At 72.8% G+C, this 26,537-nt stretch carries 14 protein-coding genes; 4 read left to right on the top strand and 10 right to left on the bottom strand.

From position 1 onward, the window contains the following. Window positions 1-35: 35 nt before the first annotated feature. The 7 genes from K8556_RS29985 to K8556_RS30015 form a co-directional block, all read right to left on the bottom strand. Window positions 36-614, bottom strand: coding sequence for an HMA2 domain-containing protein (locus K8556_RS29985; protein WP_223743532.1), 579 nt, complete (start codon window positions 612-614; stop codon window positions 36-38). Between the two features lie 9 nt (window positions 615-623). Further along, complete coding sequence (locus K8556_RS29990) at window positions 624-863, bottom strand: hypothetical protein (protein WP_223743533.1); 240 nt, start codon at window positions 861-863, stop codon at window positions 624-626. Continuing rightward, window positions 860-3,817, bottom strand: coding sequence for a cation-transporting P-type ATPase (locus K8556_RS29995; RefSeq protein ID WP_223743534.1), 2,958 nt, complete (start codon window positions 3,815-3,817; stop codon window positions 860-862). The genes K8556_RS29990 and K8556_RS29995 overlap by 4 nt, the downstream gene beginning before the upstream one ends. Before the next feature lie 312 nt (window positions 3,818-4,129). Further along, window positions 4,130-5,068, bottom strand: coding sequence for a hypothetical protein (locus K8556_RS30000; RefSeq protein ID WP_223743535.1), 939 nt, complete (start codon window positions 5,066-5,068; stop codon window positions 4,130-4,132). 100 nt (window positions 5,069-5,168) lie between these two features. Further along, a complete protein-coding gene (locus K8556_RS30005) occupies window positions 5,169-5,618 on the bottom strand; it encodes a hypothetical protein (protein ID WP_223743536.1) in 450 nt (149 codons plus the stop codon). Between the two features lie 9 nt (window positions 5,619-5,627). Then, the gene (locus tag K8556_RS30010; RefSeq protein ID WP_223743537.1) at window positions 5,628-11,813 is read right to left on the bottom strand and encodes an FG-GAP-like repeat-containing protein; all 6,186 of its coding nucleotides are present in this window, start codon (window positions 11,811-11,813) and stop codon (window positions 5,628-5,630) included. Between the two features lie 101 nt (window positions 11,814-11,914). Continuing rightward, window positions 11,915-17,233 (bottom strand): hypothetical protein, encoded by a 5,319-nt coding sequence (locus K8556_RS30015; RefSeq protein ID WP_223743538.1) that lies wholly within the window; start codon window positions 17,231-17,233, stop codon window positions 11,915-11,917. Between the two features lie 426 nt (window positions 17,234-17,659). Between K8556_RS30015 and K8556_RS30020 the strand changes: the two genes are divergently transcribed. Further along, entirely contained in the window at window positions 17,660-20,749 is a 3,090-nt protein-coding gene (locus tag K8556_RS30020) for a kelch repeat-containing protein (RefSeq protein WP_223743539.1), read from the top strand. Window positions 20,750-20,825: 76 nt separating this feature from the next. Here the strand turns inward: K8556_RS30020 and K8556_RS30025 are convergent, their stop codons facing one another. Both K8556_RS30025 and K8556_RS30030 read right to left on the bottom strand, forming a co-directional pair. Continuing rightward, on the bottom strand, window positions 20,826-21,797 hold the full coding sequence (locus tag K8556_RS30025) for a M91 family zinc metallopeptidase (RefSeq protein ID WP_223743540.1): 972 nt from the start codon (window positions 21,795-21,797) through the stop codon (window positions 20,826-20,828). A gap of 185 nt (window positions 21,798-21,982) precedes the next feature. After that, window positions 21,983-22,795: a hypothetical protein gene (locus K8556_RS30030; protein ID WP_223743541.1), complete on the bottom strand. Its 813-nt coding sequence runs from the start codon at window positions 22,793-22,795 to the stop codon at window positions 21,983-21,985. Window positions 22,796-22,971: 176 nt separating this feature from the next. Between K8556_RS30030 and K8556_RS30035 the strand changes: the two genes are divergently transcribed. Then, the gene (locus tag K8556_RS30035) at window positions 22,972-24,618 is read left to right on the top strand and encodes a choice-of-anchor D domain-containing protein (RefSeq protein WP_223743542.1); all 1,647 of its coding nucleotides are present in this window, start codon (window positions 22,972-22,974) and stop codon (window positions 24,616-24,618) included. Between the two features lie 83 nt (window positions 24,619-24,701). Continuing rightward, window positions 24,702-25,532 carry a HEAT repeat domain-containing protein gene (locus K8556_RS30040; protein WP_223743543.1) on the top strand — a complete coding sequence of 277 codons (831 nt, stop codon included), beginning with the start codon at window positions 24,702-24,704 and terminating at the stop codon, window positions 25,530-25,532. A 20-nt stretch (window positions 25,533-25,552) separates the two neighbouring features. On the opposite strand, the gene K8556_RS30045 is transcribed toward K8556_RS30040, so the two are convergent. Continuing rightward, complete coding sequence (locus K8556_RS30045) at window positions 25,553-26,170, bottom strand: glutathione S-transferase family protein (RefSeq protein ID WP_223743544.1); 618 nt, start codon at window positions 26,168-26,170, stop codon at window positions 25,553-25,555. On the opposite strand from K8556_RS30045, the gene K8556_RS30050 reads away from it, so the two are divergent. Next, complete coding sequence (locus K8556_RS30050; RefSeq protein WP_223743545.1) at window positions 26,169-26,447, top strand: hypothetical protein; 279 nt, start codon at window positions 26,169-26,171, stop codon at window positions 26,445-26,447. The genes K8556_RS30045 and K8556_RS30050 overlap by 2 nt on opposite strands. Window positions 26,448-26,537 lie beyond the last annotated feature (90 nt).

A 26,537-nucleotide genomic window follows, 5' to 3' on the forward strand; every position in this document is an offset into this window, starting at 1 on the left:
GGTGCCCCGCGGAGGGCCATCGCCGCGAGCGGACTTCAGCCGGGCGTGTCTCCGCCGTCCTGGCGCACCTGGGCCTGGGTATTCTGGATGGCCACCTCCTCCGTGCTGACGAAGGTGCGGAAGGCCCACCAGCCCAGGCTGAACCAGGGAGGGGCGGACAGCTTGCCCTTCATGGCCACCTCCACCGCGCCCGCCGCCGCGAAGCCCAGCGTCGCGAGCGCGCCCAGGTCCATGTGTCCCCCGGTGGCGCGCAGCACGTCCACGTTGACGCCCTTGAAGAACAGGCTGGCCGCTCTCGCCACGCCGCTGCCCTCCGCGAGGGAGCGCAGCAGGGCCGCCTCCTCGGGCGGGGGCGCCTCCCCGGGGTGCACCACCACGTCCACGCCCGTGCGCCGTCGCACCTCCGCCAGCAGGTGCCCGGTGTCCAGGTCCTGGGGATCGTGGATGCACAGCACGCTGCCGGTGTAGGGCCGCACCTGCACCTCGTGGACGCCCTCCACACGCAGCAGGTCGTCCGCCAGCGAAGTGGCCTGCTTCGCGTCATGTCGCAGCCACGGCAGCCGCAGGCGCGTGCGCCCGGGAGACGAGTGGATGACGTAGATGATCCGAGGCATGCGCGCTCCCTAGGCCTGGGCCTCGCCCGCCGGCCGCGTCTGTTCGCTTCGCCGGGCCCGCGCCCTCGCCTCCGCCAGCAGGTCCTCGAGGTCCTCCTGCTTCATCGCGGTGCGCGCGGCCACCATGTCGACGAAGCGGTAGCCCGCGGTGGCCACCTCCACGAGCAGCGGCCGCAGGTGCCTGGCGACCAGCACCGTGCTCGCGCCCGCGCCGTAGCCCATGAGGAAGGAGGGGAGGTCGAACTTCATGAGGATGTCTCCAGGGAAGAGGTTGTGTCCGTCACCCGCCGCGTCCTGCGCACCACCTGGCCGCCCCACGCGGGCACCGCGCCCACCAGGGCCGGCAGGGCCAGCCCCGCCGCCAGTCCGCCGAACGTCAGCAGGGTGGGCGCCGGAAGACGCAGCACCCGCCGCAGCGGCGGGAGGGTGAGCGCCGCCGCGTGCATGGCCGCGGCCCCGCCGACGAAGACGGGGAGGCGCCACCCGCCGCCCTTGGAGACATTGCGCCGTGCCTCTCCAGGAGCGCGGCACACGGCCGAATAGCCGAGCTGCGCCGCGGTGAGCGTCCCGAACGCCAGCGGCGGGCCTCCCAGCGCCAGCCCCAGCCCGCCGACGCCCGCCAGCAGCGCCCCGTCGCGAACCACCCGCAGCGCCGCCGGCCGCGTGAGCAGCGGCATCCCGGGGGGCGCCGGGGGCCGGTCGAGGATGGCCGGGTCCCCCGGCTCCAGCGCCAGGGCGATCCCCGGCAGCGTGTCCGTGAGGAGGTTGATCCACAGCAACTGCAGCGGCGAGAGCGGCTCCGGCAACCCCACCAGGCTCGCGCCCAGCACCAGCGCCATCTCCGAGAGGTTGGTCGCGAAGAGGAAGCGCAGCGCCCGGCGCAGGTTGTCCTGGACGATGCGGCCCTCGCCCACGGCGGACATGATGCTGCGCAGGTCCTCGCTGGCCATCACCACGTCCGCCACCGCGCGCGCCATGTCGCTGGAGCGCACGCCCACCGCCACGCCCACGTCCGCCGCCCGGAGCGCCGGGGCGTCGTTGATGCCGTCCCCCGCCATGGCGACGATGGCCCCCTGCGCGCGCAGGGCCTTCACCAGCTTCCGCTTGTCCTCCGGGGTCACGCGCGCCAGCACCGAGGTGCGGGCGAGCCCGTCCGCGAGCGCCTCGCCTGACAACCCGAGCAGCTCCGCCAGCTCATGCGGGGTGAGGGTGGCTCCCTCCAGGCCCACCTGCCGGGCGACGGCCTCGGCCGTGCGGGGCTGGTCTCCCGTCAACACCACCGTGCGGATGCCCGCGTGCCGCGCCTGCCGCACCGACTCCGCCGCGCCGTCACGGAGCGGGTCCCTCAGCCCCACGAAGCCGAGGAAGGTGTACCCGTCCGTCGGCGCGGGGCCGTCGTCCCGGGCGAGCCGCCGCCAGGCCAGCGCCAGCACGCGCAGCCCGTCCGCCGCCAGCGCGTCGTTGCGCCTCGCCAGCCGCTCCCGCCCCCGCGCGTCCAGCGGCCCGCGCGACTCCCGCTCGCACATGCCCAGCACCTGCTCCGGCGCTCCCTTGATGAAGGCCACCGCGCCGTCGTCAGGCGCATGGTGGACGCTCAGCACGTAGTGGATGGCCTCGGAGCGTTCGCGAAGGTGGCGGCGGGGAAACGCGCGGCGCAGCGCGGCCCCGTCCAGCCCCACGGCGTGCGCGGCGGTCACCAGCGCCTTCTCCGTGGCGCTGCCGGACACCTCCAGCGTCTTGCCCCGGTGGTGGACGTCCACGTCGCTGTTGAGCAGGCCCAGCGCCAGCGCCAGTGTGGGCGGATCCTCCAGCACGGCCTGGGGCCGCGGGCGCAGCGCGGACAGCTCCAGGGGGCCATCGCCCATGTCCAGCACCTCCAGCCGCATCTCGTTGCGCGTGAGGGTGCCCGTCTTGTCCGCGCAGATGACGGTGACGCCTCCCAGCGCCTCGGCGGCGGACACGCGCCGCACCACCATGCCGCGCGCGTGCAGCCGCTGCATGGCGCGCACGAGCGCCGCGGTCGCCACCAGGGGCATGCCCTCCGGCAGCGCCGCCACGCCCAGCGCCACCGCGCCGCGCAGCACCTGGGGGCCGGAGCGGCCATGGGCCAGCCCCGCCAGGGCGGACAGCGTCGCCGCGCCCACGGAGGCCACCGCCACGCGCCGGTCCAACTGCCCCAGCTTGCGCGTCAGCGGCGTGGACGGCGCGGACTCCTGCGCCACCAGCTCCCGCACGTGCGCCATCTCCGTGTCCGCGCCCGTGGCCACCACCAGGGCGCGCCCATGTCCGGAGGCCACCGTCGTCCCCGCGAACAACAGCGACGCGCGCTCCGCCAGCGGCGCCTCCGCGTCCACCGGCGCGGCCTGCTTGGATTGCGGCTCGCTCTCGCCGGTGAGCAGCGCCTCGTCCGCGGAGAGCCGGTGCGCGTCCAGCACGCGCATGTCCGCGGGCAACACGTCCCCGGCGCGCAGCAGCACCACGTCCCCGGGCACGAGCTCCGCCACGGGCACCGTGAGCAGGACGCCGCCGCGCAGCACCTGCGCCGAGCCCGCCTCCAACTTCTGCCACGACGCGAGCAGCTCCTGGTTGCGGCGCTCGATGCGGTAGCCGATGCCCGCGTTGAGCCCCACCACCGTGAGGATGGCGGAGGCCTCCAGCCCGTCGCCCGCCAGCGCCGAGGCCCCCGCCGAACCCAGCAGCAGCACCGTGGGCACGGTGGCCAACTGCGAGCCAAGCATGGCCAGACGCGAGCGCGGCGCCTCCTCCTGCACGACGTTGGGGCCGAAGCGCCTGAGCCGCCGGGCCGCCTCCTCCGGGGAGAGTCCATGGTCCGTGCCGTCCAGCCGGGCCAGCACCGCGTCCACCGTCATCGCGTGCCACGCTGCCCGAGGCCCGCGCCGCGTGCCCTGCGTCGGGCGGGCCTTGCCCGGCGCGGGTGCGTGGGGGCTCGGAGCGTCAGGCTCCTGGCGCAGCCGGGCCAGCAGCGGGGCCTGTGGCGTGTAGCGCACCAGCAGCCGTCCGGTGCGAGGCTGCGCGCTCACCTCCTCGACGCCGGGCCAGGTGGCGAAGGTCCGCTCCAGCCGCTTGCCAAGGAAGGCGTTCCATTGCAGGTCGGGGACCTCCAGGCGCAGCCTGCGCGCCGCGGTCGAGTGGCGCACCACCCTTGCGGGCGCGCAATGCCCGTCCATGAGGAACACCACCATTCGCGACCCCCTGACCGGGCCTGGGAGACGTGGGGATGGGGGGCCGCCGGAACAAGGCGGCCCGGCGGGCCAGCGGAAGCCTCAGGGGTGACACCCGGGGGTGTGTTGTTGCAGCGGTCAACACCACCCCCTCCCTCCAGGGCAGCCCGGGGCCGCGACGAGCCTGGTTCCTCGCGACACGCAGGATGTCTGTCTTGGGTCCTTCCTGGTGATTGGCGGCGTCCTCGCGGCCGTGGGGCTCCCGCTCCTGTTCGTGGGCATCAGCCGCCACAACGACTACGTCGAATGGAATCTGAAGAGGGGCCCGGGGGCTCAACCGGAGCGGCGGCGCCTGACGGCCTCGGGAGTCCGGGCGAGGTGGAGCATCTGGTAGAGGCTCAGCAGCACCATCGTCACCGCGCGGGACGCGTCCGGGGCAGGGGATGTTTCAGCCTCCGCGTCCCTCGGGACCTGGGGAAGCCACGACTCCTCCAGCCGGATCCGGAGCCGGAGTTCTTCACCGGTGATGCGCAGCCGCTGGAGCTTCGCGCCCGGCGGAAGGCGCACCGCCTCCCGGGCCCGGTCGGGTGACAGCCCCGCGAGGGCAGGGTGCCGCTTCGCCTTCACGCGCAGCCGGGCCTCCAGGAACAGGGTGTCGTACTCCTTGACCTTCGTGCGACGCCGAAAGCTGTTGGGGCCAGGGGCGCTGACCTTGTTCCTGCGGCGCTCCACCGCGCTCAGCCGCAGGTGCGAGCCGTCCGCCAGCCGCGTCTCCAGCGTGAGCCAGGGATCCAACACATCCGGCATGACCTTCCGGGGGAGCTTCATGCCGTAGAAGCTCGAGCCCGGGCCCTCGGGACGCGGGTCGGGACGAAACCGCAGGCGCACGGGCGTGTGGGGTGCGAGGTCCGTCTTGAGCCGCAGGAGCACCCGGCGGACCAGCTCCGGCCGGCGGTCGAGCGCATCCCCGGGATGGCCCTCCGCGTGGAAGCGGCGGGGCAGCAGACTGCGAAACCACAGCACCGCCCCCAGCACGAACGCGAGGACTCCCGCCACGACGGACACCGGGCCGTCGGCGGTGCCAGCGACCCACAGGAACACGAGGAAGACCGCGATCCTCGCCAGGGAGGCCAGCCGGTGCCCCACGCGACTCCGGAAGCGGCGGGCCTTCTGGGTGGGAGGGAGCACCGCCAGGGCATCCAGCACGCCTGTCAGGGGGGCCTGAAGCTCCAGGGCCTGCGACCTCGGGGGGATGCCTTCAACGGATGCCACGCGGCCCTCCTGCCTGCATGGGCGTCTTCGGGTGCGGGCATGTTAGCCGTTTGGACTGCCACCGGGCCCCTCCACCCCTGCCAGAGGGGCCCGGTCCTGCTCACATCCCCGGGACGGCCCTTCGGAACTCCCGCAGGGTCATCTCCAGGTCGCCTCGCGCAGCATCTCCCGGGGGGAGGGCACTCTCGGGCCGGGCCATGAAGGACTCCACGCCCTCCAGGACGGCGCGGCACAGCTCGTCGGACTCGACCTCGCCCAGCGACGCCGTGCCGCACTGGATGGCGATGCGGCCCTTCTTGCCGCGCTTGAAGCGCAGGCTGAACGACGAGTCAGCCCCCACGAAGAGGTGCTCCTTCGCGCCGCCCGCCACCACCGCCTGGAGCCCGTCGAGCAGCCCCACGAACGAGACGGCGAGCATCATGGCCTGGTCCGGGGACCTGCCCTTGGAGGTGCAGGTCCCCGTGTCGCTCGTGAACGTCATGTGCCCCAGGTCGAAGCCCGAGCGGCCGGGGTCCTGCGCGTCGAGCCATTCACACTCCAGTCGGAACATGTCGGTGCCTCACGGGGTGGCCGGCGGGGTGCCGGCGGGAGTGGGGACATGGTTGGTCGTTCCACGGACCGGGAACGCCGAGATGACCCGGTTGCCGTCGTCCGAGTCCACGATGACACGGATGAGGTCCTTCTGGCCGTTGACGGTCGTCTTCATCTCGAAGGTCTGCAATTGCGTGCGGGGGTTCGACTTGCGCGTCCCGTACTTGACGACGTCCTCGGCCGCCTTGGAGATCTGCTGACGCGTGGTCCCCGGCGCGAAGAGGTCGCCGTGCCCGGCGGGATGGTTGCCCGTCACGTGGCGCGCGTCGATGTGGATCCACCCCTCCTTCAGGTTGCCATCATCGATGCGCGGCTTGTCCCGGTGGGGCGAGCGCCCGCCGCCGCCTCCTCCTCCGCCTCCGCCGGGCGCGGGGTTGTCGCTTCCGCCGCCCTTCTTCTGGAGCGCCATGAAGCGGGAGGTGGCGTTGGCGATGTGGACGGTGCCGTTGACGCCCACGACCACCGCGCCCGCCATCATCGCGGAGCCCGCGGCGACCGCGCCCAGGCTGACGCCCGCCGTGGCAGGGGTGCCCACCACGCCCGCCACCGCCAGCGCTCCGCCCGCGCCGCCCATCGCGTCGGCGAGGACGAGCTGGGCGATGCCGCCCACCAGCTCTCCGGCGATCTGCCCGTACTGGTTCTCGATGGGCAGGTCCACGGGGAGCCGCGGGGCCCCCACCGACTGCGCCAGCCCGGACAGGAAGCCCACGCCGAACTCCCGCGCCTTGGCGGCGAACTCGGCGTCCTTGCCATCCGGGTCCCAGTAGAGGACGGGGTTCTGGCGCACGTACTGGTAGGGATTGAGGTCCCAGGGCGCCAGGAGGAAGTCCTCGTCGGGCGCCTTCACCGGCGGATCCGGCGTCAGCCATTGGGCCATCTCCGGGGCCAGCCAGCGGGCGCCGTGGTCACTCCAGCCCGTGTGCGCGTCCGTCAGCTTGTTGAGGGTGTTGAGCGGCTCCTGCTGGTGGTCCACGTTGCCCACCACGCCGCCGCCGCCCACCAGCTCCCGGTACGCGTCGATGGGCGCGCCGAAGGGCTCGTAGCGCCGCTCCTCGAAGACGCTGCCGTCCGCGCGGGTGATCAGCGCGGGGCCCGCGGACACGCCGGTGTGGAAGTAGAGCGTGCTCGCCACCTCCACCAGCGCCGCGTGCTGGAGCGCCCGCTGGGAGGCCCTCACGCCCGGCTCGCACGCGGCCCCCAGCAGGGCCACCGCCACCAGGCCCGCCACCAGCCGGGGCCCTCGCGTCCGCGTGGACGTGCGCGGCAGGAACACCGACAGCAGCAGGAGCACCAGCGCGCCCGCCACCGTCCCCGTGAGGCCCCGGGCCACCGCGCCGTCGAGCGCCGCGCCCCGGGGGCCGCCGAAGTCCGCCAGCGGGCCGGTCGCGCCCGTCGCGGTCTGCGTGATGCGCGCAAGCGTCCGGTCCCCCAGCTTCACGTAGCGCTCGCGCGTCGTCGGCGTGCGCTGGGTGAGCTGGGGCGAGAACCAGTATTGGGTCTCCCCCGCGGCGCCCTGGGTCAGGGTGCGCTGGCCGTCATAGCCGTAGCCGTGCTGCACCAGGGCCGGCGTGCCGCCCGGGCCGGGCATCGTCACGCCGACCAGTTGATCCAGCCCGTTGTACTCCAGCGTGCGCGCGCCCTGCCGCACCACGCGCCCCGCCGCGTCGTAGTCCAGCAGCGTGTCGCCGCCAGGGGACTCCACGCGGGTGAGCTGGCGGGGCCCGAAGCCCCGCTCGCCGTGGTGGTAGGTGCCCGTCAGCAGGCCCAGCGCCCTGGGCCCGGTGGCCTGGCGCTGCAGCAGGTTCTGCAGGCCGTCGTAGGCGTAGTCGAAGCGGAAGGAGTCGGGGCCCTGCTTGAGCATCCCGTCCGGCAGCAGCTCGGCGCCGATGACGGCGTCCGTGAGGCGGGCCGCCGCGTCGTAGTTGAAGATGGCCGAGTGGTTGAGGCCCACCCCGTCCACGTCGCTCACCGTGGCGGGCGCGCCGTAGGCGTTGCGCGTCAGCGTCACGTCATAGAGGGCCGCGCCGGTGCCGCGCAGCGTCTGGACCCGCGAGGCCAGGCCCATGGCGTCGCGCTGGTACGACTGGCGCACGCCGTTGCCGTAGCGCTCCTCCATCACGCGGCCCGCCGCGTCCAGCGTCAGCGCCTCCCAGTAGCTGCCCGCCCGCACGGGCCGGCCCGCGGCGTCGTAGGCGTTGTCCACGCGCACGCCGTCCACCGTGGTGGCCAGCGTCAGCCCGGAGGGGCTGAAGACGGTGGACTCCTCGGAGGACAGGCCGTCGATGATCCGGCGCCGCGCCACCACCCGGCCGGCGGCGTCGTAGGTGAAGTGCACCGAGCCGCGCGGCTCCTCCACCCACGCGAGCCGGCTGGTGGTTCGGCCCGTGGTGCCGCCGTCCTGCGCGACGTCGTAGTGGTAGACGAAGGCGCTGCCGTCCTCGCCCTCGGTGCGCACCAGGCGCCCCGCGTCGTCGTAGATGAACTGGCGCGTCTGGTTCGCGCCGTTCGTGTGGTGCGTCAGCCGGCCGCTGTCGGTGTAGCGCAGGATGCGCTGCCCGATGTCCGGATCATTCGCCGCCACCAGCCGGCCCAGCGTGTCGTAGGTGAAGGCGTGGGTGGCCGCGCCGCCCTGCAGGCTCACGGTGAGCAGCCGGTCGGCGGCGTCGTAGGCGGCGTCCACCGCCTCCAGCACCGTGCCCACCTGCCGCTCCGTGCGCAGGATGCGGCCCAGGCCGTCGCGGCGGGTCGTCACCGGCGCCAGGTCCTGGACGGACTCGGTGGCCTCGAAGGCGCGGTAGGCCATGCTCCGCAGCGCCAGCGTGGGCAGCGTCTGGGTGACAGGCCGGCCCAGGGCGTCGTGGGTCAGCACCTGGCCCACGGCGCTGGTGGGGCGCGCTGTCGGCAGCGCGCCGTCCGCGTGGAAGCTGTCGGCCGCGTACACCACCAGGCCCCGGGCGTCGCGCTCGCGCCAGCCGGAGACGATCCACCGGTCCGCGCTCAGGCGCGTGGCCGAGTACAGCTCCTCGCCCAGGCCGTTGGTCACGGCCACCGTCTCACGCCAGGGGCCGCCGTCCTGCCACGCCCCCGTCCAACTGCCGGCCAGCGCGTCCTCGGCCCCGTCGAAGGAATAGGTGTACGTCCGGGGCCGCGGCGCGGACCAGTCGTAGACGAAGCGCAGGTGCGGGGGCTGGGTGCCCAGCGCCAGCGTCGAGGGCCGCCCCAGGCTGTCGTAGCTCAGGTGGGTGGTGGCGCCCGTGGGGTCGGTCATCGCCGTGGGGCGCCCCAGGACGTCGTCCCACGTCATGCCCCAGGACAGCGTCTGCCCCGCCTGCGGGCTGATGCGCTCCTCGGTGGGGTACAGGTGGTGGCTGTCGTAGCTGAGCTCGCGCCAGCTCCCCAGGGAGTAGGTGCGCACCGGGTTGTCCCAGGCGTCGTACTCCGTGGCGGAGCGCAGCACCCAGCGCGGGTTCGTGGCGTCCGCGAGGAACCCGTGCGTCTCACGCGCCAGCCGGCCCGCGCGGCAGGCCGCCGGGTCCGTCCAGGTGAACACCTGCGTGGCGTCGCCGTAGAAGTTGCGGGTGTGCGCCACCAGCGTGCCGTCCGCCTCGCGCACCTGCTCCTCGCACAGCACGTCCTGCACCCACAGCGTGTCGTCGCTGGCCCAGACGCGCGTCGTGAAGCGCTCGTCGCCTTCCAGGTCCAGCCGCCCGAAGCGCTCCTCCCGGATGGGGCGCACGCGGGCGTCGTAGGCATACGTCGTCTTCGTCACCAGCGGCGAGCTGACGCCTTCATGGTGCAGCGTGCGCTGCTCCAGCAGCGCGGCCCGGCGCAGCAGCGCCGTGTCCGGCAGGCCCTCCACCGGCCGCGCCTCGTACTCGGACGTCTCCACGGTGAAGAGCTGCCCCGTGCCGTCCTGGGTGCGCACCTCCAGGGGCGCGCCGCGCAGCGCGCGGTCCATCCCCAGGCCCGCGTGGTAGCGCGTCTCCTGGTACAGCGTCGTCGCCGGGGTGGCGCCCGGCGTCGTCATGCCGCCCACCAGGAAGCCGCCGAAGCGCCGCTCCTGGCCGTCCCAGAAGCCGTCCCGCACGGTGTACTCCACCGCGCGCACGGGGCCTCCCGCGCCGGGGTCCACCTCCACGCGCACCGGCACCGGCACGGACACCGGCAGCTTGCGCGTCCACGGGTTCGGCGTGGACTCCGCGGCCACGGAGAGCTGCGCGCTGGACGCGTACTGGAGCGTCACCGTCTTGCCCAGGCCGTTGTCCAGCCCCACCAGCATGCCCGCCGTCGTGGGGCCCGCCAGGTCCATGGCCCACATGCCGGTGGGGCCGCTCCACACCACGTCCTCGCTGCCGTTGCCGTTGACGTCCGCCAGCGCCACCACCGTGGACGCGCCGTCCGCGGACGGAGGCACCAGCCGCGTGGCCGTGGCCTCCACGCCGCCGCCCGCCTTGCCCCGGTACCAGTGCACGTAGCCGCCCAGCACGTGCACCAGGTCCATCAGCCCGTCGCGGTCCAGGTCCGCGAGCTTCACGTTGGCCGTGTTGGTGCCGTCCCCCCACGGGTAGAGGAAGCTGCCCGCCGCGGCGAAGGTGCCGTCCCCCCGGCCCAGGTAGACCTTGTAGCTCCCGGTGAGGAGCTGGACGACGTCCGCCAGCCCGTCGCCGTTCACCTCGTGGAAGCGCGCGTTGGGGCCGGGCAGCAGCGCGACCCCGTCCACCGCCGGCCGGCTCACCGCCGCGTTGAGGCAGGGCGTCTGCGTGGCGGGAGCGCCCGGGCAGCTCACCCGGTTCCAGCGCACGGACAGGGACTCGCTGCCCGTGCGCACCACGTCCACGCGGCCGTCGCCGTTGAGGTCCGCGAGGAAGGTGCTGGTGCTGAAGAGGGCCAGCGCGTCCGTGCCGTGCCACTTGGAGGCCGTGCTGCCCAGCGACTCACCCTGGAGGGTGTTCACCTGCCAGGCCTCGGAGAAGCTGCGCACCAGCTCCGGCTTGGAGTCCCCGTCCACGTCCAGGAAGCGCGCGCTGGAGAGCTGCGCGCCGGCGGCCCCCGCGAGCGTGCGCGCCGGCCCGAAGCCCGCGCCCGTGCCCTTGCGCCACTGGTGCCCGGAGGTGCCCAGCCGCACCAGGTCCGCCATGCCGTCGCCGTCGACGTCCAGGAAGCTGGTGCCCGTCGTGCTGAGCAGCCACCCGGAGGCGGGCTCCACCTGCACGGAGGTGGGCTCCTGCGCGGGCGCGTACTGGAACGTCAGCGTGGGCAACTGCCCCACGCTCCCGCGCCCCAGCATCGTCACCTGCTCCAACCGGCTCAGGGCCCGGGACTGCTCGTAGCCCAGCGAGTACACGCGCAGCACCTCGCCGAAGGCGTGCACGCGCACCTGGGACAGCCGCTGCGCCGTCTGGACCGCGAAGCCCGTGCGGTAGCTCACCGTCACGTCCGGGCGGGGCTCATGGATGAACTCCGCGCGGAACGCCGTGCCGGGGCCCCACTTCACCTCCGACAGGTACTGCTGCCCCTGGTGCTGGGTGTACTGGAACGTCACGGCCTGGCCGTTGGGGTGGAGGACCTCCTCCACGAACCACCCCGCCACGCGCGCGCCGTCCGCCTGGCGCCCCGCCGCGGTGATGCCCAACCGGAAGCGCACGCCGCCGCTCTCCGTGACGACGTAGCCGTCGCCGTCGCGCTCCACCTTGATGCTGTGGCCCTGGCCCTCCACGCGCCACGTGCCGTCCGGCAGCGCCACCAGCCGGCCACCGCCGCCCACGCCCAGCAGCTCCAGCTCGTCCGCCGCGGTGTACGCGGGCACGCCCTGGCGCGTGGCGCGCCGGATGGAGGCCTGGGGCAGCGCCCAACCGACGCCCAGGGGGCCGTTGCCCAGCTCCCCTGAGTACGCCAGCGACAGCTTCGGCCCGAAGCCGGCGATGCCCTCCGGCAGCTCCAGCGGCACGCGGTAGCCCAACTGCCCGCTGAACACGTTCACGCTGGGGCTGTCCGCGAGCCCCCGCACGCTGCCGGGCCCGTCCGGCAGCTTCACCGTCTGCGCGGTGGCGGCGCCCGGAGCGGGATCTCCCGCCCCCCACGCCGGAACGCCCAGGAGCAGGGCGCCCAGCGCCGCGCTCCATCCTATGAATGACCTGCTGCGCCGCCCGTGCATGGACAGCCCCCTCTTCCTTGCGATGTGTGGGATTCCGACGTGATGGACAAAGACAGACACCCCTCCCGCGCCAGGCGGGCGCGGGAGGGGTTGAAGCAGCTTCAGGGATAGACGTGCGTGGTGGCGGCGGAGACCTGCTCGAAGCGCAGGTACACGTCCGTGATGCCATCCAGCGGGAAGTGCGTGTCCACGCCGTCCCGCGTCAGCAGGTTCACCCAGGGGAAGATGACCTCGTATTCCCCATAGAGGCCCCGGCCCTTCCACTCGGTGGAGCCGTCACCCGAGGGGGTCTGCTGGAAGGTCACCACGTTCTGCCCGGTGGCGGCGGCCACGCTGACCGGCGTGAAGGTGGCCTCCTCGCCCGGGCGGGCGGTGCCGGTGTACCCGCCGCTGCGCAGCGACGGGCGCAACGACCGTGTCTGCAGGCCCGGGTGGTCCGGGTCGCACAGGTGGCTGGAGAACGTGTTGCGCTTGCGCAGGATGAGCGGCGCCAGCCCGCGCGTGTTGAGCCACGTCTCCAGCCGGTCATCGCCCACCAGGTGCGCGTGCACCGTCCACACCTTCTCCCCGCAGCGGATGGCGTTGGGGCCCAGGCCGTCGCGCAGCGCGAAGCGCAGGCCCTGGCCCAGGTAGCGGCCGTTGTCGTCGTACACCGCGCTCTCCGGCGACAGCAGCCGGCGGGTGAAGCGCTCCTGCTTCGTCAGGCTGCGGTCCCCGGGCACGGTGGCCACCTGGTCCTCCAGCTTGAGCACCCCCGAGCGCAGCGCCACCACGAAGGACTGCGCCTCCACGTCCCGGCCGTAGACGGTCTTGTCCAGCACCGCGAAGCTGTAGGCGTTGAGCGCGCCCAGCAGTTGCAGCGGGCCTTGCGCCGCCAGGATGGCGCCCAGGGCGGGGGAGCTCTGCTGCTTCTCGTACTCCAGGGCCCGCGCGAAGAGGTACGACAGCCGCTTCGCGGTGGCGAAGGTGTCGCGCGCCGAGGTCAGCTTCTCGTGCAGCCAGAAGTCGTGCGAGAAGAGCGGCACCTGGCGGTCCTGCTCGCGCGCGACGACCTGGTCGCCCTCCATGAGCAACTGGCGCACCCGTCCCTCCAGGCCCTCCAACTGGAGCAGCGCCGCGTCCACGCTCGTCTCCACCTGGTCCACCTGGAGCGCCGCGGTGTGGATGCCCACCGCGTACATGTTGGACTCCGCGTAGCACTGGCGCACGTTCGACTGGAGCTGGAGCGCCTCCATCTGCGCGCGGTGGGCGTTCTCCGCCTGGGAGATGCGCTCGCTGATGCGGATGGCCTCGTCCTTGTACCGGTTCTCCGCGGCCCCCCCCAGCAGCTTGAAGCTGCCCCAGACGGCCCCGAAGAGGCCCCCTTGCGCGAACGCGCCGATGATGCCGTCCGCCTTGCTGTTGAGGTCGCTGAGGTTGTTCACGCGCCGGTCCACGCGCGCCTTCTGGGCGATGAGGTCGTGCATCTGCTGCTCGAAGGCCGCGCTCAGCGCCAGTTGCGTGTTGGTGTCCTCCTGGAGGAGCGCGCAGCGCTGACGCGCGACGCGCAGCCGCTCCTGGGCGTCCGCCCACTGCGACTGGGCCACCTGGACGCTCTGGTTCGCGCCGATGAGGGTGAGCACCGCGGCGCCCATGTCCCCCCGGTAGCAACTGCTCTCCAGCTTGTAGCCCAGGCTGGAGGCGGTGGGCAGTTGGCTGCCCGCCGTGCCCAGCTCCTGGAGGCACGCGGTGTTCGCGGAGGTGAGCGCGTCCGGGGACAGGTCCTTCGTCGGCAGCGGCGGCCCGTACAGCTTCGCCACGGGCAGCGTGACGCCGCTCCAGGACACCACGCCCGAGCCCGCCGCCACGGTGACGTCCGCGTAGTGCTCCACCAGGGTGCGGACCGCCGCGTCGGTGTAGTCGGTGGGGGAGGCCACCAGCTTGCGCCAGGTGCACAGGGTGAAGCGCGCGTGCTCGGTCTTCACGCGGGAGTGCACCACCGCCGCGGGCTGCTGGCACTCGGGCTTCACGAAGCAGGTGGCGGGGCTCAGCGGCTGGGCCGTGCGCGCCGGGTCGAAGCGCTCGAGCACGTTCTCGGAGGCCACGTCCGTCAGCCCGCACATCTGCACGATGGGGGCGCCGTACTGGCGCTGGAGCTCCAGGACGCGCTGGTCCTTCATGCTGCCCTGGAAGGCCTCCTGCACCTCGCCGTTGCGCAGGTTCACCCAGGCCACCTCCGCCTGCACCTTGGCGGCCACCGCCGTCTCCACCGCGCCCTTCGCGTTGGCGTGCAGGTACGTGGAGCTGCCGAAGTAGCGCTCGATGGGGCCCGTGGGCGTGGCGCCGAAGGCGATGGGCGCCTCGTCCAGGGGCATGCCGTAGGGCGTGCAGTCCGTGAGCGCGCGCAGCTTCTCATAGGACTGGCGGCGCACGGCCTCCAGCTCCGCCTGCGCGTCGCGCCAGCGCACCTCCCAGGACAGCTCCCCCAGGCCCATGGCGGGCGTGCACGCGGCGCGCTCCTTCGCGTACGCGGAGCGGGCCATGGCCTCCACCAGCACCTCGTAGCGCAGGGTGCGCCCGAAGCGCGCCAGGGCCAGGTCGCGCGTGGAGCCCGCGGACACCGGGCCGCAGGAGGCCAGCGTGGTGCGCGCGGTGGCGTCCAGGTCCTCGTTGAGCAGGCGCAGGTGCGCCGTCAGCCCCTCCAGCATCAGCGCGGGCAGCCCCGCCGTCGCGTCGTGCTGCGGCTGGGCGCCGGGCAGGGGGGCCAGGTCGCCGGCCGGGAAGTCGTAGCGCGTGCCCTGGGCGATGGCGTCCTGCAACTGCGCGTCATCCACCAGGAAGTCCCACGCGGCCAGCCGGGTGCCGACCGCGCCGGACACCTTCTGGCGGAACGGGGGGACGAGCGAGAAGTCCTGGAAGCCGATGTCCTCCGTCGCGGGCGCCACGGACGCGCCGCCCGCGTCCAGCCGCCTCCAGTCCGTGCCCCGGTCCACCACCGCGAAGGCCAGGGCGCCGGTGGTGCGCGGCACGCTCCACGTCCAGGTGGCGACGGTGCTGCCCGTCAGCCCCTTCTTGCGCGCGGCCACCGCGGTGAGCTCCCACGCGTCCGTGCGGTCCAGGCACTTCACCTGCAGCGAGCGCGGCGCGCTGGCGACGCCGTCCGCCGCATAGGACGCGAACGCCAGCTCCACGGGCGTGGTGGTGCTGGTGCAGCCGGCCGCGAGCGACGGGGTGTGGAAGAAGAACGTGCTCTTCGCGCGGTTCCAGCGCGCGCCGGGGCCCCGGTCCTGCACGGACACCTGGGAGGCGTTGACCGTCCAGGACGCCACCGGCGGGGGCGGCAGCCGGTAGTCGGGGTTGAGCAGGCTGCACGTGCGGGCCGCGTCATTGCCCGGCACGAGCGACGCGTAGGCGTTGTCCAAGAGCAGGTCCCAGCCCTTCTCGAAGCGCTCCATCAGCGCGGGCACGGAGTCCCAGTCGGACGGCGGCGTCTCGTTGAGGAAGGCGGACAGCTCGCGCTGCTGCACCACCTGCTGGGCCACGTAGCCGTGCGTGGCGATCCACTGCTGGAACAGGCGCCACGCCAGGCGCTGGTCGCGGCTGGTGGACTCCCGGGCGCTCAGGTGGAGCGCGCCGTAGAAGCGCGCCAGGTTGAAGCAGCGCCCCGGGGTGATGCGGCTCGTGGAGGACAGGCTGGAGCGCTGGGTGAGGACCGCGTAGCGGGTGCCGAAGCGGTTGGCGAACCAGGGGCCCGCGGCCAGGCTGGGGCCGGACACCACCGGGCGCTTCAGGTCCGCCATGCACTCGGAGAGCATCTCCATGTCGGTGAGGCGGTCCGGGTTCTTCAGGCCGTTCGTGTCCGGGTAGCGGTCCCAGGTGTTGAGCAGCTCGGCCTCGTAGGGCAGGCCGCCGTTGGCGCAGACGAAGTCGCCGGAGCGCTCGCGCACCAGGCCCTGCGCCGCCGCCACGGTGGCGGCGGCCGGAAAGCCGCTCACGTCCTGGGGGCTGGAGGGGTTGCCCTGGTGGCAGAGGATGCCGCGCGCCAGCCGCGAGGGCGTCAGCGTGGCGTCCAGGGCCAGGTACTCGGTGAGCTTGCTGGAGGCCTCCTGGTCCCAGGCGGCGCGCTCCTCGCTGACGACGGTGTTGGTGGGCGTGGTCGCGCTGACGCCGGCCCACGTGCGCACGCCGGGCACGCACACGCCCAGGTCCGGCTCGCACACCTCGCCGGTGGCGCACGCGGAGGCGGGGCACGCGGTGAGGGGCAGGTCGCTCACCCCCGTGGCGGTCTCCACGCGCAGGCGGGACAGTTGGTAGCGCGCGCTCACGCCCCAGGTGCTGCTCACCGGGCGGGGCAGGCGCACGGTGAAGGCGCCGGACAGCCGGGGGCTGGAGGCGCCCGCGCCGTCATACCCGCCCTCCACGTCCACGGTGACGGCGTCCGCCGTGCTGGAGCCGGAGGAGGACGGCAGCCACTCCTCGCCGTGGCGGTTCGTGCCGGCGCTCAGGCGCAGCTTCCCGGACGGGGACAGGGTGCGCGACGCGTCGTACAGGTACAGGTGGGTGTCGTTGGCGAAGCCGCGCACCGGCAGGACGATGGGGTCCGTGCCCGCGTCCGCGGAGGCGTCCAGCGCCAGCGTCACCGTGCCGTGGAAGGGCCGCACGCCGCCCACGCCCGGCGAGGACTCCAGGAGCTCCGCGTCCACGCGGGTGCGCCGGGGCGTGCCCTGGGCGGCCTCCAGCGTGACGTACCAGCGCGACAGCGTGGTGTCGGAGCGGGGCCGCACGTCCACGTTCACCGTGGCGCGCTTGCCCGTGCCGAAGTCGCTGAACGTCCACGTGCTCACGGTGCACTCGCTGGCGAAGACCGTCGCCGGCGCGTCGCCCGCGTTGCACGCCACCTCCATGCCCGGGCCGCCCACCACGCGCACCGGCTGGTTCGCCGCCTTGGCGGCCTCCGTCGCGTTCAGCGCCGCCACGCCCACCACCAGGCGCTGCGCCGTGAAGGGCGCGCTCGGGGCGGGCGCGGAGAAGGTCAGCGCGCCGGGGGTGACGTCCACGCGCGGCAGCGTCCCGGGCAGCTCCAGCGGCGCCTCGGAGCCCTCTGAAGCGCAGCGGCCCTCGCAATCACAGACCTGGCCCGTGAGGCAGCCGGTGCCCGCCGGGCCTCCCGCCAGGCAACTCCAATCACACTGGCCCGTGCTCTCATTGCAGAAGGACCCCTGCGGGCAATCCTCGTCATAGGTGCACGCGCGCGCGGTCAGCGGCGACTTGAGCGACTGGAGCAGGGCGTTGTTGCGCTCGTCGCAGGTGGTCTCCAGCGCCTGCCGGGACAGGCGCACGGGGGTGTCTTCGGGGACATCGGGAGGGGCGTCGGGGACGCCGCAGGCCGTGGCCCACAGCAACCCCAGCACGCCCGGGGCGCACCAGCGGAACGAACGCATTTCGGAGGACTCCGGAAGAAGAGGCAATGACTTGCACCCGTCATACGGAGGGTGGCTCCGGCGCTGGTCGTGCCAGGCCCTTCGCGCGAATCCTTGGACCAGGAGCGCCGGGCCCTTGCGTATCAGCGCCAGGAATCCAAGGAGGCGCCTCGCCGCGAGTCCATGCGCGCGCCGCGCCCTCCTTCAAAGGAGCAAGGAATGCAACGCAATGTGAGCGCGGGGCGCGGCCTGGCCCTGGCCGTGTTGATATGTCTGGCGTGGGGATGTGACTCCGCCCCGGCCAGCGCCTCCCGTCCCAGGTTGCCCTCCCACGCGGGCCGCCTGTCGCGCGAGGCGCTCGGCGGGGCAGGGGAGCTCGCGCGGGCGGAGCAACCGCTGGTCTCGGCCCCGCCGTCCACGGCGCACCAGTGGAGCACCACGGCCAGCATGAGCATGGCGCGCACGGGCCTGGCGATGGCGCGGCTGCCGGATGGCAGGGTGCTCGCCAGCGGCGGCTGCGGGGCGACCACGTGCACGGCCTCGGCGGAGCTGTACGACCCGGCCACGGGCACCTGGACGGCCACGGGCGCCATGCTGCGCATGCGCGCGGGGCACAAGCTGGTGGCGCTCCAGGACGGCCGGGTGCTGGCCCTGGGCGGCGTCTGGTGGCCGCTGGGAAACTGGGGAGGCGGTGACACCGACACGGAGCTCTACAACCCGGCCACGGGCACCTGGTCCTTCGCGGGCACCCTGTCGCACGGGCGCGACTCCTTCACCGTCACGCTCCTGGACAACGGCCGCGTGCTGGTGGTGGGCGGGGAGTGGGCCTACTCACCCGACGAGACGGTGGAGGAGTTCAACCCCACCGCCCCCAGCGACATCGCCTGGACCCAGGTCGCGAGCCTGCCGGGAGGACGCTACGCCCACAGCACCACGAAGCTGCCGGACGGCAGCGTGCTGGTGGTGGGCGGCACGGACGGCGACGGGCTGATCCGCGACGACGCCCAGCGCTACCACCCCGCGACGGGCACCTGGACGGCCGCGCCGGGCCTGCTCCAGGGGCGCTACGGCCACAGCGCCGTGGCGCTGTCCAACGGCCGGGTGATGGTGTTTGGCGGCTGGGTCTGGGGCTGGAACGAGTGGGGGGAGGAGACGCAGATCCCCGCGGACAGCGTGGACGTCTTCGACCCGGCGACGGGGACGTGGCGCTGGGGCAACCCGCTCGCGCTGCGCAGCGAGGGCATCGCCGTGCCGCTGCCGGGCGGCCAGGTGCTGGTTGCGGGCGGCCACCACAACTTCGATTACACGGTGACCGCCCACGCGGAGGCGTGGTCCTGGACGATGGGGCCCAGCGCGGCCGGCACGTCGATGCAGCGCTCGGGCGCGGCGGCGGTCCTCCTGTTGGACGGGCGCGTGCTGGTGGCGGGCGGCTATCGCAACGGCGCGCTCGCGGCGTGCGAGCTGTTCACGCCCGCCAGCAGCTTCGGGCCGGCGGTGCGGGACTGGGTCTACGGCGCGCACCCCCTGCGCCGCTCGCGCGCGCAGGCTTCGGCCGTGGTGCTGCCCTCCGGGAAGGTGCTGGTCGCGGGCGGCCTGTCGAATGAGGATCACCTCGCGTCCGCGGAGCTGTACGACCCGGCCACGGGCACCTGGGAGCTCACGGGCGCCATGGCGACGCGCCGCTCGAAGCCCACGCTGGTGCTCCTGTCCACGGGCAAGGTGCTGGCGGTGGGCGGCGCCAACGAGGAGGCCCTGCACACGGCGGAGCTGTACGACCCCGCCGTGGGGACGTGGACCGCCGCTCCCAACCCGGTCGTGGGGCGCACGGAGGCCACGGTGACGGCGCTGCCGTCCGGCCACCTGCTGGTGACGGGCGGCCAGACGCTGGCGGGCGTCACGGTGAACACCGTGGAGCGGGTGGATCCGCTCACCGGCACGCGCACGGTCCTGGGCGGCCTCCAGAAGGTCCGGCGCGGCCACCAGGCGCTGCTGCTGCCCTCGGGCCGGGTCGCGGTGTGGGGCGGCATCAGGCCGGACTACAACCAGGAGACCCAGGCCGAGCTGTACGACCCTGCCACGGGCACCTCGTCCGCCGCGGGCACCGTCCCCGTCTGGGGCTCGGAGGGCGTGGCGCTGCGCTCGGCCACGGTGCTGCTGACCGGAGGCACCTCGGCCTCCGGGGTGGTGGCGCCGATGCTGTGGAACCCGGTGACGGGCACCCTGAGCCCCGCGGGCACGCTGGCCGAGCCTCGGGTCCAGCACCGCGCGCTGTTGCTCCCCGATGGCCGCGTCCTCGTGGTGGGCGGCTACGCCCCGACCACCTTCGGCGCCGTGCTGGACAGCGCGGAGCTGTACGACCCCGCCACGAACACGTGGAGCGCCGCGGGGAAGCTGGGCACGCGGCGGTCGCTCTTCACCGCGGTGACGCTGGCGAGTGGCCAGCCGCTGATCATCGGCGGAGCGAGCGCCGCCCGCGTCCTGGACTCGGCGGAGCTGCTGCCCCTGGGCGCCTGGCGGACGGTACAGCCCCTCACCACGGCGCGCTATTCGCACACGGCGACGCGCCTGGGCTCCGGCAGGGTGCTGGTCGCGGGAGGCATCCGTGACTCCTCGAGCGCGCTGGCGACGGCGGAGGAGTACGACCCAACGGCCGACACCTGGAGCCCGACCCCCGCGATGCCGGTGGCCCGCTTCAGCCACACCGCCGTGTCGCTGGACGGCAACCGGGTGATGGTCACCGGAGGCATGGCGTCCACGGACGTGGTGCTGGCCTCCTCGCTCATCTACGACGCCACGGCCAGGACGTGGGCCGGGACGAGCGCCATGTCCGCGCCGCGCCTCCTGCACACCGCCACGCGGTTGCCCGACGGCAGGGTGCTGGTGGTGGGCGGGCACGACGGCATCAATGTCTTCGCCTCCGCGGAGCTGTACGACCCGGCCACGGACCTCTGGACGTCCACGGGGGCGCTCGCGAACGCGCGCTTCGGCCACACGGCCACGCTGCTCGCCAACGGAAAGGTGCTGGTGGTGGGAGGCCAGGACGTGGATCCGGTGCTGGGCTACCCCGTCCCCATGGCCACGGCGGAGCTGTACGACCCGGCGACGAACACCTGGAGCGCCGCGGGTGCCCTGGCGTCCCCGCGCGCCTTCCACGCGGTGGTGTCGCTGCCCACGGGCGCGGTGCTCGTCTCCGGCGGTCACGACGGGGCGGACTACACGGCGACGGCGGAGCGGTACGACCCGGTGACGAACACCTGGAGCGTCACGGGAGCCATGGGCACCCCGCGAGACGGCCACGCGCTGCACCTGCTGTCCTCCGGCAAGGTGCTGGCCCTGGGCGGCTACGACGGAATGGCGCTGACGCGGGTCACGGAGCTGTACGACCCGGCCACCGGCACCTGGACGCCGACGGGCCTGCTGTCCACCCCGCGCTACAACCAGGCGACCACCGCGCTGTCCACGGGAGACATCCTGGTCGCGGGCGGCTACCTGAGCCCCAGCGCGCAGAACGCCACGGTGGAGCTGTACCGCCCGTGACGTGAAACAGGGCTCACCGCCTCCTTCAACGGGGCGGTGAGCCCTTCGGTGCACCGGAGCCCAAGGCCCCGGTGTCTCACTTCTCCAGGTCGCCGACGATCTTCTGGAAGGGCGACGGCTGGCCGGACAGCTTCTGGAAGAAGTTCCGGGCGTCGGTGCCCTGGTCGTAGTTCTGGAAGGCCACGTCGTTGCTGTTCTTCCCGTCGGGCTTCAGGCCCGAGTAGTCCTGGCGGGCGGGCAGGCCGTGCTCGGCGCGGATGGCGTTCTCGGACGGGGCCCAGTTGTTCCGCGTGTGCGGCGTGGGGCGCAGGCCAACGGTCTCGAACTCCTCCGTGAGGCGGAGGCGGTTGTCGACGGTGTCCTTCATGTTGGCCGAGTGCGACGGGTACTGCTTGAAGACATCCGCGTCGCTGTGCTTGCTGGCGGCCAGGGGGCTCACCTGGAGGCCGTTGGACGCGCGCCAGGCGTGGACCGACTCGTGGCCCAGGCTGTTGAAGCGCGGGCCGGAGGCCGTCTCGTCGTACTTCACGTCGCTGGCCGTGCCGGCGCCGGGCTGGCCGTCGTAGCGGTACGCCGGGCGGGTGGACGACAGGGTGCCGTCATTGCGCGGCACATGCGAGTTGGGCATCGCCGAGTTGCGGCCCGAGTAGATGTCCATCGCCGTCAGCGGCTGGCGCAGCGTGCCCGTGGCGCCGGGGTTCACGGCCTGGGTGCGGCCGTTGATGTCGTTCAGCATCTGGTTGCCCACGGGCTTGCTCGTGAGGCGGTTGGTGGACGTGCGCACGTCCTGCGTGAAGTCCGCGAACTGCGCGCCGGACTGGCCGCTGTCACGCCGCGTCCGGATGCCCTGGAGCTTGGGGTCCACCACGCCGTAGTCGGTGGGCTTGAGGTTGTTCTTGCCCGCCTGCAGCTCCGCGGGCGAGGCGATGGGCTTCGGCTTCGCGGTCTCCGGCTTCGCGGGCAGGCTGTCGCTGCGCGGGCGGGACGTGGGGGCGCTGGAGCCGAACGACGAAGAGGGCTTGGAGAACGAAGAGGAGCGCAGCTTCATGGGAGGGCCTCGGGAGTGGAGTGCGGCGACGGACCACCCCTACTGCACCCCGCGTGCCCACCGTTTCACCGCCCCGGTGGGCACGCGCCCCTCCTGATTCCAGGGGGTTACGTCAGGCGAAGACCGCGGCCCCGGTGACTGGAGTCAGGGGCCTGATGTCTGGAGACATCAGGGAGGGAGCCCGCCTACTGGCACGACGCCGGATACGACGGAGTGATGACCGTCTGCCCCGACTCGTTGACGGTCAGGACGGAGCCCTCCGTGGCGCCGGTCACGGCCTTCGCCGTGGCGGTGAAGCCCGTCGTTCCGTTCAGCGTGACCCTGTAGATGAACCGGCAGCCGCCCACCCAGGACGCGTCCGGGACGGCCGCGCGGGTGCCATCCGAGCACCCCTCCGGCACGAAGCCGATCACCGGCAGGTGGGGGGAGTACTGATCCTTCTCCGCGAAGTACGACTGCTCGGACACGTGGATGGCGGTCAGGTTGCGTCGGGCCTCGCGCAGTTGGGCCTCGCAGGTGAAGGCTTGCGGCGGCAGGCACTCCGCGGAGTCCACGTAGCGGCGCACCCCCTGGCGCTCCAGCCAGAAGAGGCGGCCGGAGACGGGGTGGGTGCCAATCTGGAGGGTGATGCCCGCGGACGCCGTCCCCGCCACGCCCTGCGCCACCGCGGTGAAGCCCGGAGAGGGATTCGGCGTGATGCCCGTGACCTTGTAGGAGAAGTTGCACCCGGACACCCAGCCCGCGGCCGGCACGGGAGCGCGGCTGCCGTTCGGGCACGCCGCGGGGGCGAAGCCGGCGCTGGCGAGGTTCAGGGTGAAGACATCATTCACTCCGAAGTAATCCGACTCCGCCGCGAAGAGCGACCGCATCTCGCGGATGGCTTCGCACTCCACCGTGCCGCAGTCCACTGGCGTCCCCACGTCCGCCAGGGCGGTCGCGGAGAAGCCTGACATTCCCACGCACAGGACGGACAGCCACTGCTTCAGGTTCTGCTTCATGCGGTGTGAGCTCCATTTCGGGAAACAGGCGCGCCTTGGACAAGCGTACCCGGTCACCGGTTCCCCGGGAGCGGCTTTAGCCATCCATGACAGGCGCCGCGTCGCGGTCGTGCCAGGCCGGGAGTTCAGGCCATGGCTTGTCATGGTGCCTGGGACTTGGCTAGAAGCCCGCCCCCATGTTCCGAAAGTCTTTGAGCCTGGTGCTGCTCCTCGGCGCACCCCTCCTCTTCGGCGCGTGCTCCGACGAGCCCGCCCTCATCATCGACCGGAAGTCGTTCGACTTCGGGGACCTGGAGGTGGGGGAGGCCACGGCCGAGCAGCTCTTCACGGTGCGCAACGCCTCGCCTCACGACGTGGCGTCGGTGGGGGTTTCCGTCGAGGGCTCCGACGCCTTCGCCATCACCTCCAACACCTGTGAGAAGTACCTGGCCGCGGGGATGGAGTGTGAGGTTCGCGTGCGGTACGCGCCGCGCCTGGGCGGCACGCACTCCGCCAGCCTCAAGGTGGCGGGGGCGCCCTCGGCGGAGCGGACGGAGCTCCAGGGCACCGCCTTCGCGTGGGTGGACGTGACGTCCCTGCCGCCGGGCACCCGCATCGTGGCGGGGGATGACTCCTTCACGTGTACCCAGCCGTGCAGGCACGCGGTGCGCACGGCGGAGCTGACCCTGTATGTCAATCCAGAAGGGTTCCCGACGTGGAGCGCGGCCTGCGCCAGCGCGCCGCGCAGCGGCTGCCTGCTCCGCATGGATGCGTCGAAGGTCGTCGCCCTGAATGCGTGGTTGCCCCTCTATCAATGGGAGGTGCGGCGCAGCCGTCCCCCCATGGCGATCGCGCCGCTGCCCTACGGCAATATCGTCGTGCTGGACAGCCTGGGCGTGACGTCGTTGGACGGCGCCGGGCAGGAGCGCTGGTCATTGACCGTGCCCGGCACGGCAAGGCTGGTCGTCACCAGCGACGGGGCCATCTCGCTGCTGCGCTACGACGGTACGGTGACCCAGTACGACAGCGAGGGGCGGCCGCGGTGGACGTACAGCGCCCAGGGGATCCGGAGCGGTGAGTTCATGACGGCGGACACCCTCGGTAACACCTACGTGCTGCTGACCCAGGGGAACGAGAACACCGCTGTGGTGATGAAGCTCATCGCGCTGTCACGCGAGGGCGTCGAGCTGTGGAGCACCGTCATCAATGAAGGCCCGATCAACTATCCCTCGGGCCTGGGGGTCATGGGTGACGGGAGCCATGTCTATGTGGTGGGCGGCGTGTACAAGCGGGGCGCCACGCCACAGGAACTGGTGTTCGAGAAGAACTTCACCCAGAAGCTCACCCCCGCTGGGGTTGCGCTGTGGACGAAGCCAGCCTCCCCGGGCGGCGTGTCCTTCACCCCCTCGGGTGAGATGCTCTTCGTCTTCAGCAACTACTCGCCCCCTGGAGGCGTCGTGGCCTCGTGGAGTGACTCCGACGGCGACGTGCTGTGGGAGTCACAGACTCGACCCGAGAAGGGGCCGGGCGTGGTCGACACGTACGCTGCTCCTCCCAATTTCAACACCGTCCCCAGGCTGCTCCTTGGCGGGCACGAACTGCTCCCCGGCACGAACACCTACGGCCGGGGCTGGTTCGCCGATATGGGTGACAGGACGAAGCTGGCTCCGGGGTCCATCACGTACATCGAGTCTCCGTACGGCAATGGGGCCTGGGTCAGCAGCGTCGTCTATTCCTTCCCCGCGCGTCACGTGGTGGTGGGCGGCGGCTTCGGCAGCCACGTGGAACCGGTGGAGGGCTTCATCCGCCTGTACGACCCCCTCACGCTCACGATGGAGCGCTGACGCGTCCGGTTCGCTACGGAACCCAGGCAGGGCAGGGGCAGGTGCCTGGGAGGGCACAGGCATCCGGCGCTAGGCTGCCCGGCATGGATTCTCCGCCCGAAGCCGGCCTCTCCACCGAAGAACTGTTCGCCCGCACGCTCCAGGGCGGCGAGGAGGACGAGGGCGCGTGGCGGGCCATCTGGCAGCTCCACCACCGGGGTGGGGAAGAGGTCTTCCAGCGCGCCGCGGCCTGGCTCCAGTCCCCGTCCCCGAAGGAGCGGGGACGCGGCGCGAACGTCCTGGCGCAGCTCGACTTCCGGCACCGCTCGCCGGAGCTCGTGGCCCGCTTGACGGACGCGCTCCTGCCGGCGCTCGCGAAGGAGCAGGACGCCGCCGTGCTGGAGGCGATGGCCGCCGCCCTGGGCCACCTGGGTGACCCCCGCTCGGTGCCCGCGCTCCTGCCCTTGAAGGAGCACCCGGATGCCCACGTCCGCTTCGGCGTCGTCATGGGGCTGGCGAGCCACCGGGACGCCCAGGCGCTCCAGGCGTTGATCCACCTCTCCCGCGACGCGGACGAGGTCGTGCGCGAGTGGGCCACGTTCACGCTCGGCTCCCAGGCGAGGGAGGTGGACACGCCGGAGCTGCGCGAGGCGCTGGTGGACCGGCTCTCCGAGACCCACGTCAAGATTCGGGGGGAGGCCCTCCTGGGCCTGGCCCTGCGCAAGGACGCGCGCGTCGTCGAACCGCTGCGGCGCGTGCTGGAGGGGCCCGGGGTCACCACGCTGGACGTGGAGGCGGCCCAGGCGCTGGAGGACGTCTCATTGCTCCCGCTGCTGCAGGGGCACCGCGAGGCCCTCGACGAGGAGGACGCGGACCACGAGTTCCGCGCGGTCCTCTTCGAGGCCATCCACGTCCTGGAGTCCCTCTCCCGGTGACGGCGTCGCCGCGGCGATGACTACGGCACGCCGGGGACGTCGGTGATGCGCAGGTGGCGGGGCTGGGCCCGCACCCGCTCGAACCATTCGCGGATGGCGGGGTAGCGGCCCAGGTCGAACCGGCCCTCCTCCGCCACGTGCGTGTACGCGTACAGCGCGATGTCCGCGAGGCTGTACTGCTCGCCCGCGAAGAAGGGCCGCTTGCGCAGCTCACCCTCCATGACGTCGAGCGCGGCGTAGCCCTTCTGGATGCGCTCCTCCAGCTCCTTCTCCTTGCCGGAGGGGACGCCGAAGAAGGTGAGCCACGCCCGCGCCACGGCGATGTAGGGCTCGTGGCTGTACTGCTCGAAGAACATCCACTGGAGCATCCGCGCCCGCTCCAGCCGGTCGGTGGGGATGAAGGGCGTGCCTTCGCCGAAGTACCAGAGGATGGCGTTGGACTCGGCGAGTAAGAGCCCGGGCTCCAGCTCCACGGTGGGGGTCCGGGCGATGGGGTTCATCGCCTTGAACTCCGGCGTGCGCGTCTCTCCCGCGGAGAGGTCCACCTCCCGCGTCTCGAACGGAATCGCGAGCTGATGCAGCAGGAGGCGGACCTTGTAGCAATTCCCGGAGGGGTGGAACTGGTGGAGCTTGATCATGGGCGGTGAGTCTATGCCCCTGCGCGTCCGAGCCAACGGGCGCGTGGATGATCCGCGGGGCATCCCCATCGCCACCGGAACAGGGGACCAGCTCTTCCCGGCCGTGGCCCACCACGACTCGAAGTCCCTCGTCGTCTGGCAGAGCGACTTCGACGGCGTGAGCCGCGTCCGGGCAGTGCGCGTCCGCAAGGACGGCACCGTGATGGCTCCGGGCGTGTTCGCCATCTCCAGCAGCGACCATGACCGCGAGGCCCTCAGGCCCGTGTGCTGGACGTGAACACGCTCACCCGCACGCCCACGCCTCCTCCGGAGGCCCCGTGAGCGGCCTGCTTCACTTCAGTCATGGAATGTTCGCTGTTTAACTCTT

Origin of the sequence: Corallococcus sp. AS-1-12, assembly GCF_020036995.1 — a bacterium.
Lineage (GTDB): Bacteria > Myxococcota > Myxococcia > Myxococcales > Myxococcaceae > Corallococcus.

Coding starts and splice junctions, on each gene's coding strand:
- K8556_RS30015 (WP_223743538.1), bottom strand. CDS start 17,233: ATGCGTTCGTTCCGCTGGTGCGCCCCGGGCGTGCTGGGGTTGCTGTGG.
- K8556_RS29990 (WP_223743533.1), bottom strand. CDS start 863: ATGAAGTTCGACCTCCCCTCCTTCCTCATGGGCTACGGCGCGGGCGCG.
- K8556_RS29985 (WP_223743532.1), bottom strand. CDS start 614: ATGCCTCGGATCATCTACGTCATCCACTCGTCTCCCGGGCGCACGCGC.
- K8556_RS30005 (WP_223743536.1), bottom strand. CDS start 5,618: ATGTTCCGACTGGAGTGTGAATGGCTCGACGCGCAGGACCCCGGCCGC.
- K8556_RS30010 (WP_223743537.1), bottom strand. CDS start 11,813: ATGCACGGGCGGCGCAGCAGGTCATTCATAGGATGGAGCGCGGCGCTG.
- K8556_RS30050 (WP_223743545.1), top strand. CDS start 26,169: ATGGGCGGTGAGTCTATGCCCCTGCGCGTCCGAGCCAACGGGCGCGTG.
- K8556_RS29995 (WP_223743534.1), bottom strand. CDS start 3,817: ATGGTGGTGTTCCTCATGGACGGGCATTGCGCGCCCGCAAGGGTGGTG.
- K8556_RS30045 (WP_223743544.1), bottom strand. CDS start 26,170: ATGATCAAGCTCCACCAGTTCCACCCCTCCGGGAATTGCTACAAGGTC.
- K8556_RS30030 (WP_223743541.1), bottom strand. CDS start 22,795: ATGAAGCAGAACCTGAAGCAGTGGCTGTCCGTCCTGTGCGTGGGAATG.
- K8556_RS30020 (WP_223743539.1), top strand. CDS start 17,660: ATGAGCATGGCGCGCACGGGCCTGGCGATGGCGCGGCTGCCGGATGGC.
- K8556_RS30040 (WP_223743543.1), top strand. CDS start 24,702: ATGGATTCTCCGCCCGAAGCCGGCCTCTCCACCGAAGAACTGTTCGCC.
- K8556_RS30035 (WP_223743542.1), top strand. CDS start 22,972: ATGTTCCGAAAGTCTTTGAGCCTGGTGCTGCTCCTCGGCGCACCCCTC.
- K8556_RS30025 (WP_223743540.1), bottom strand. CDS start 21,797: ATGAAGCTGCGCTCCTCTTCGTTCTCCAAGCCCTCTTCGTCGTTCGGC.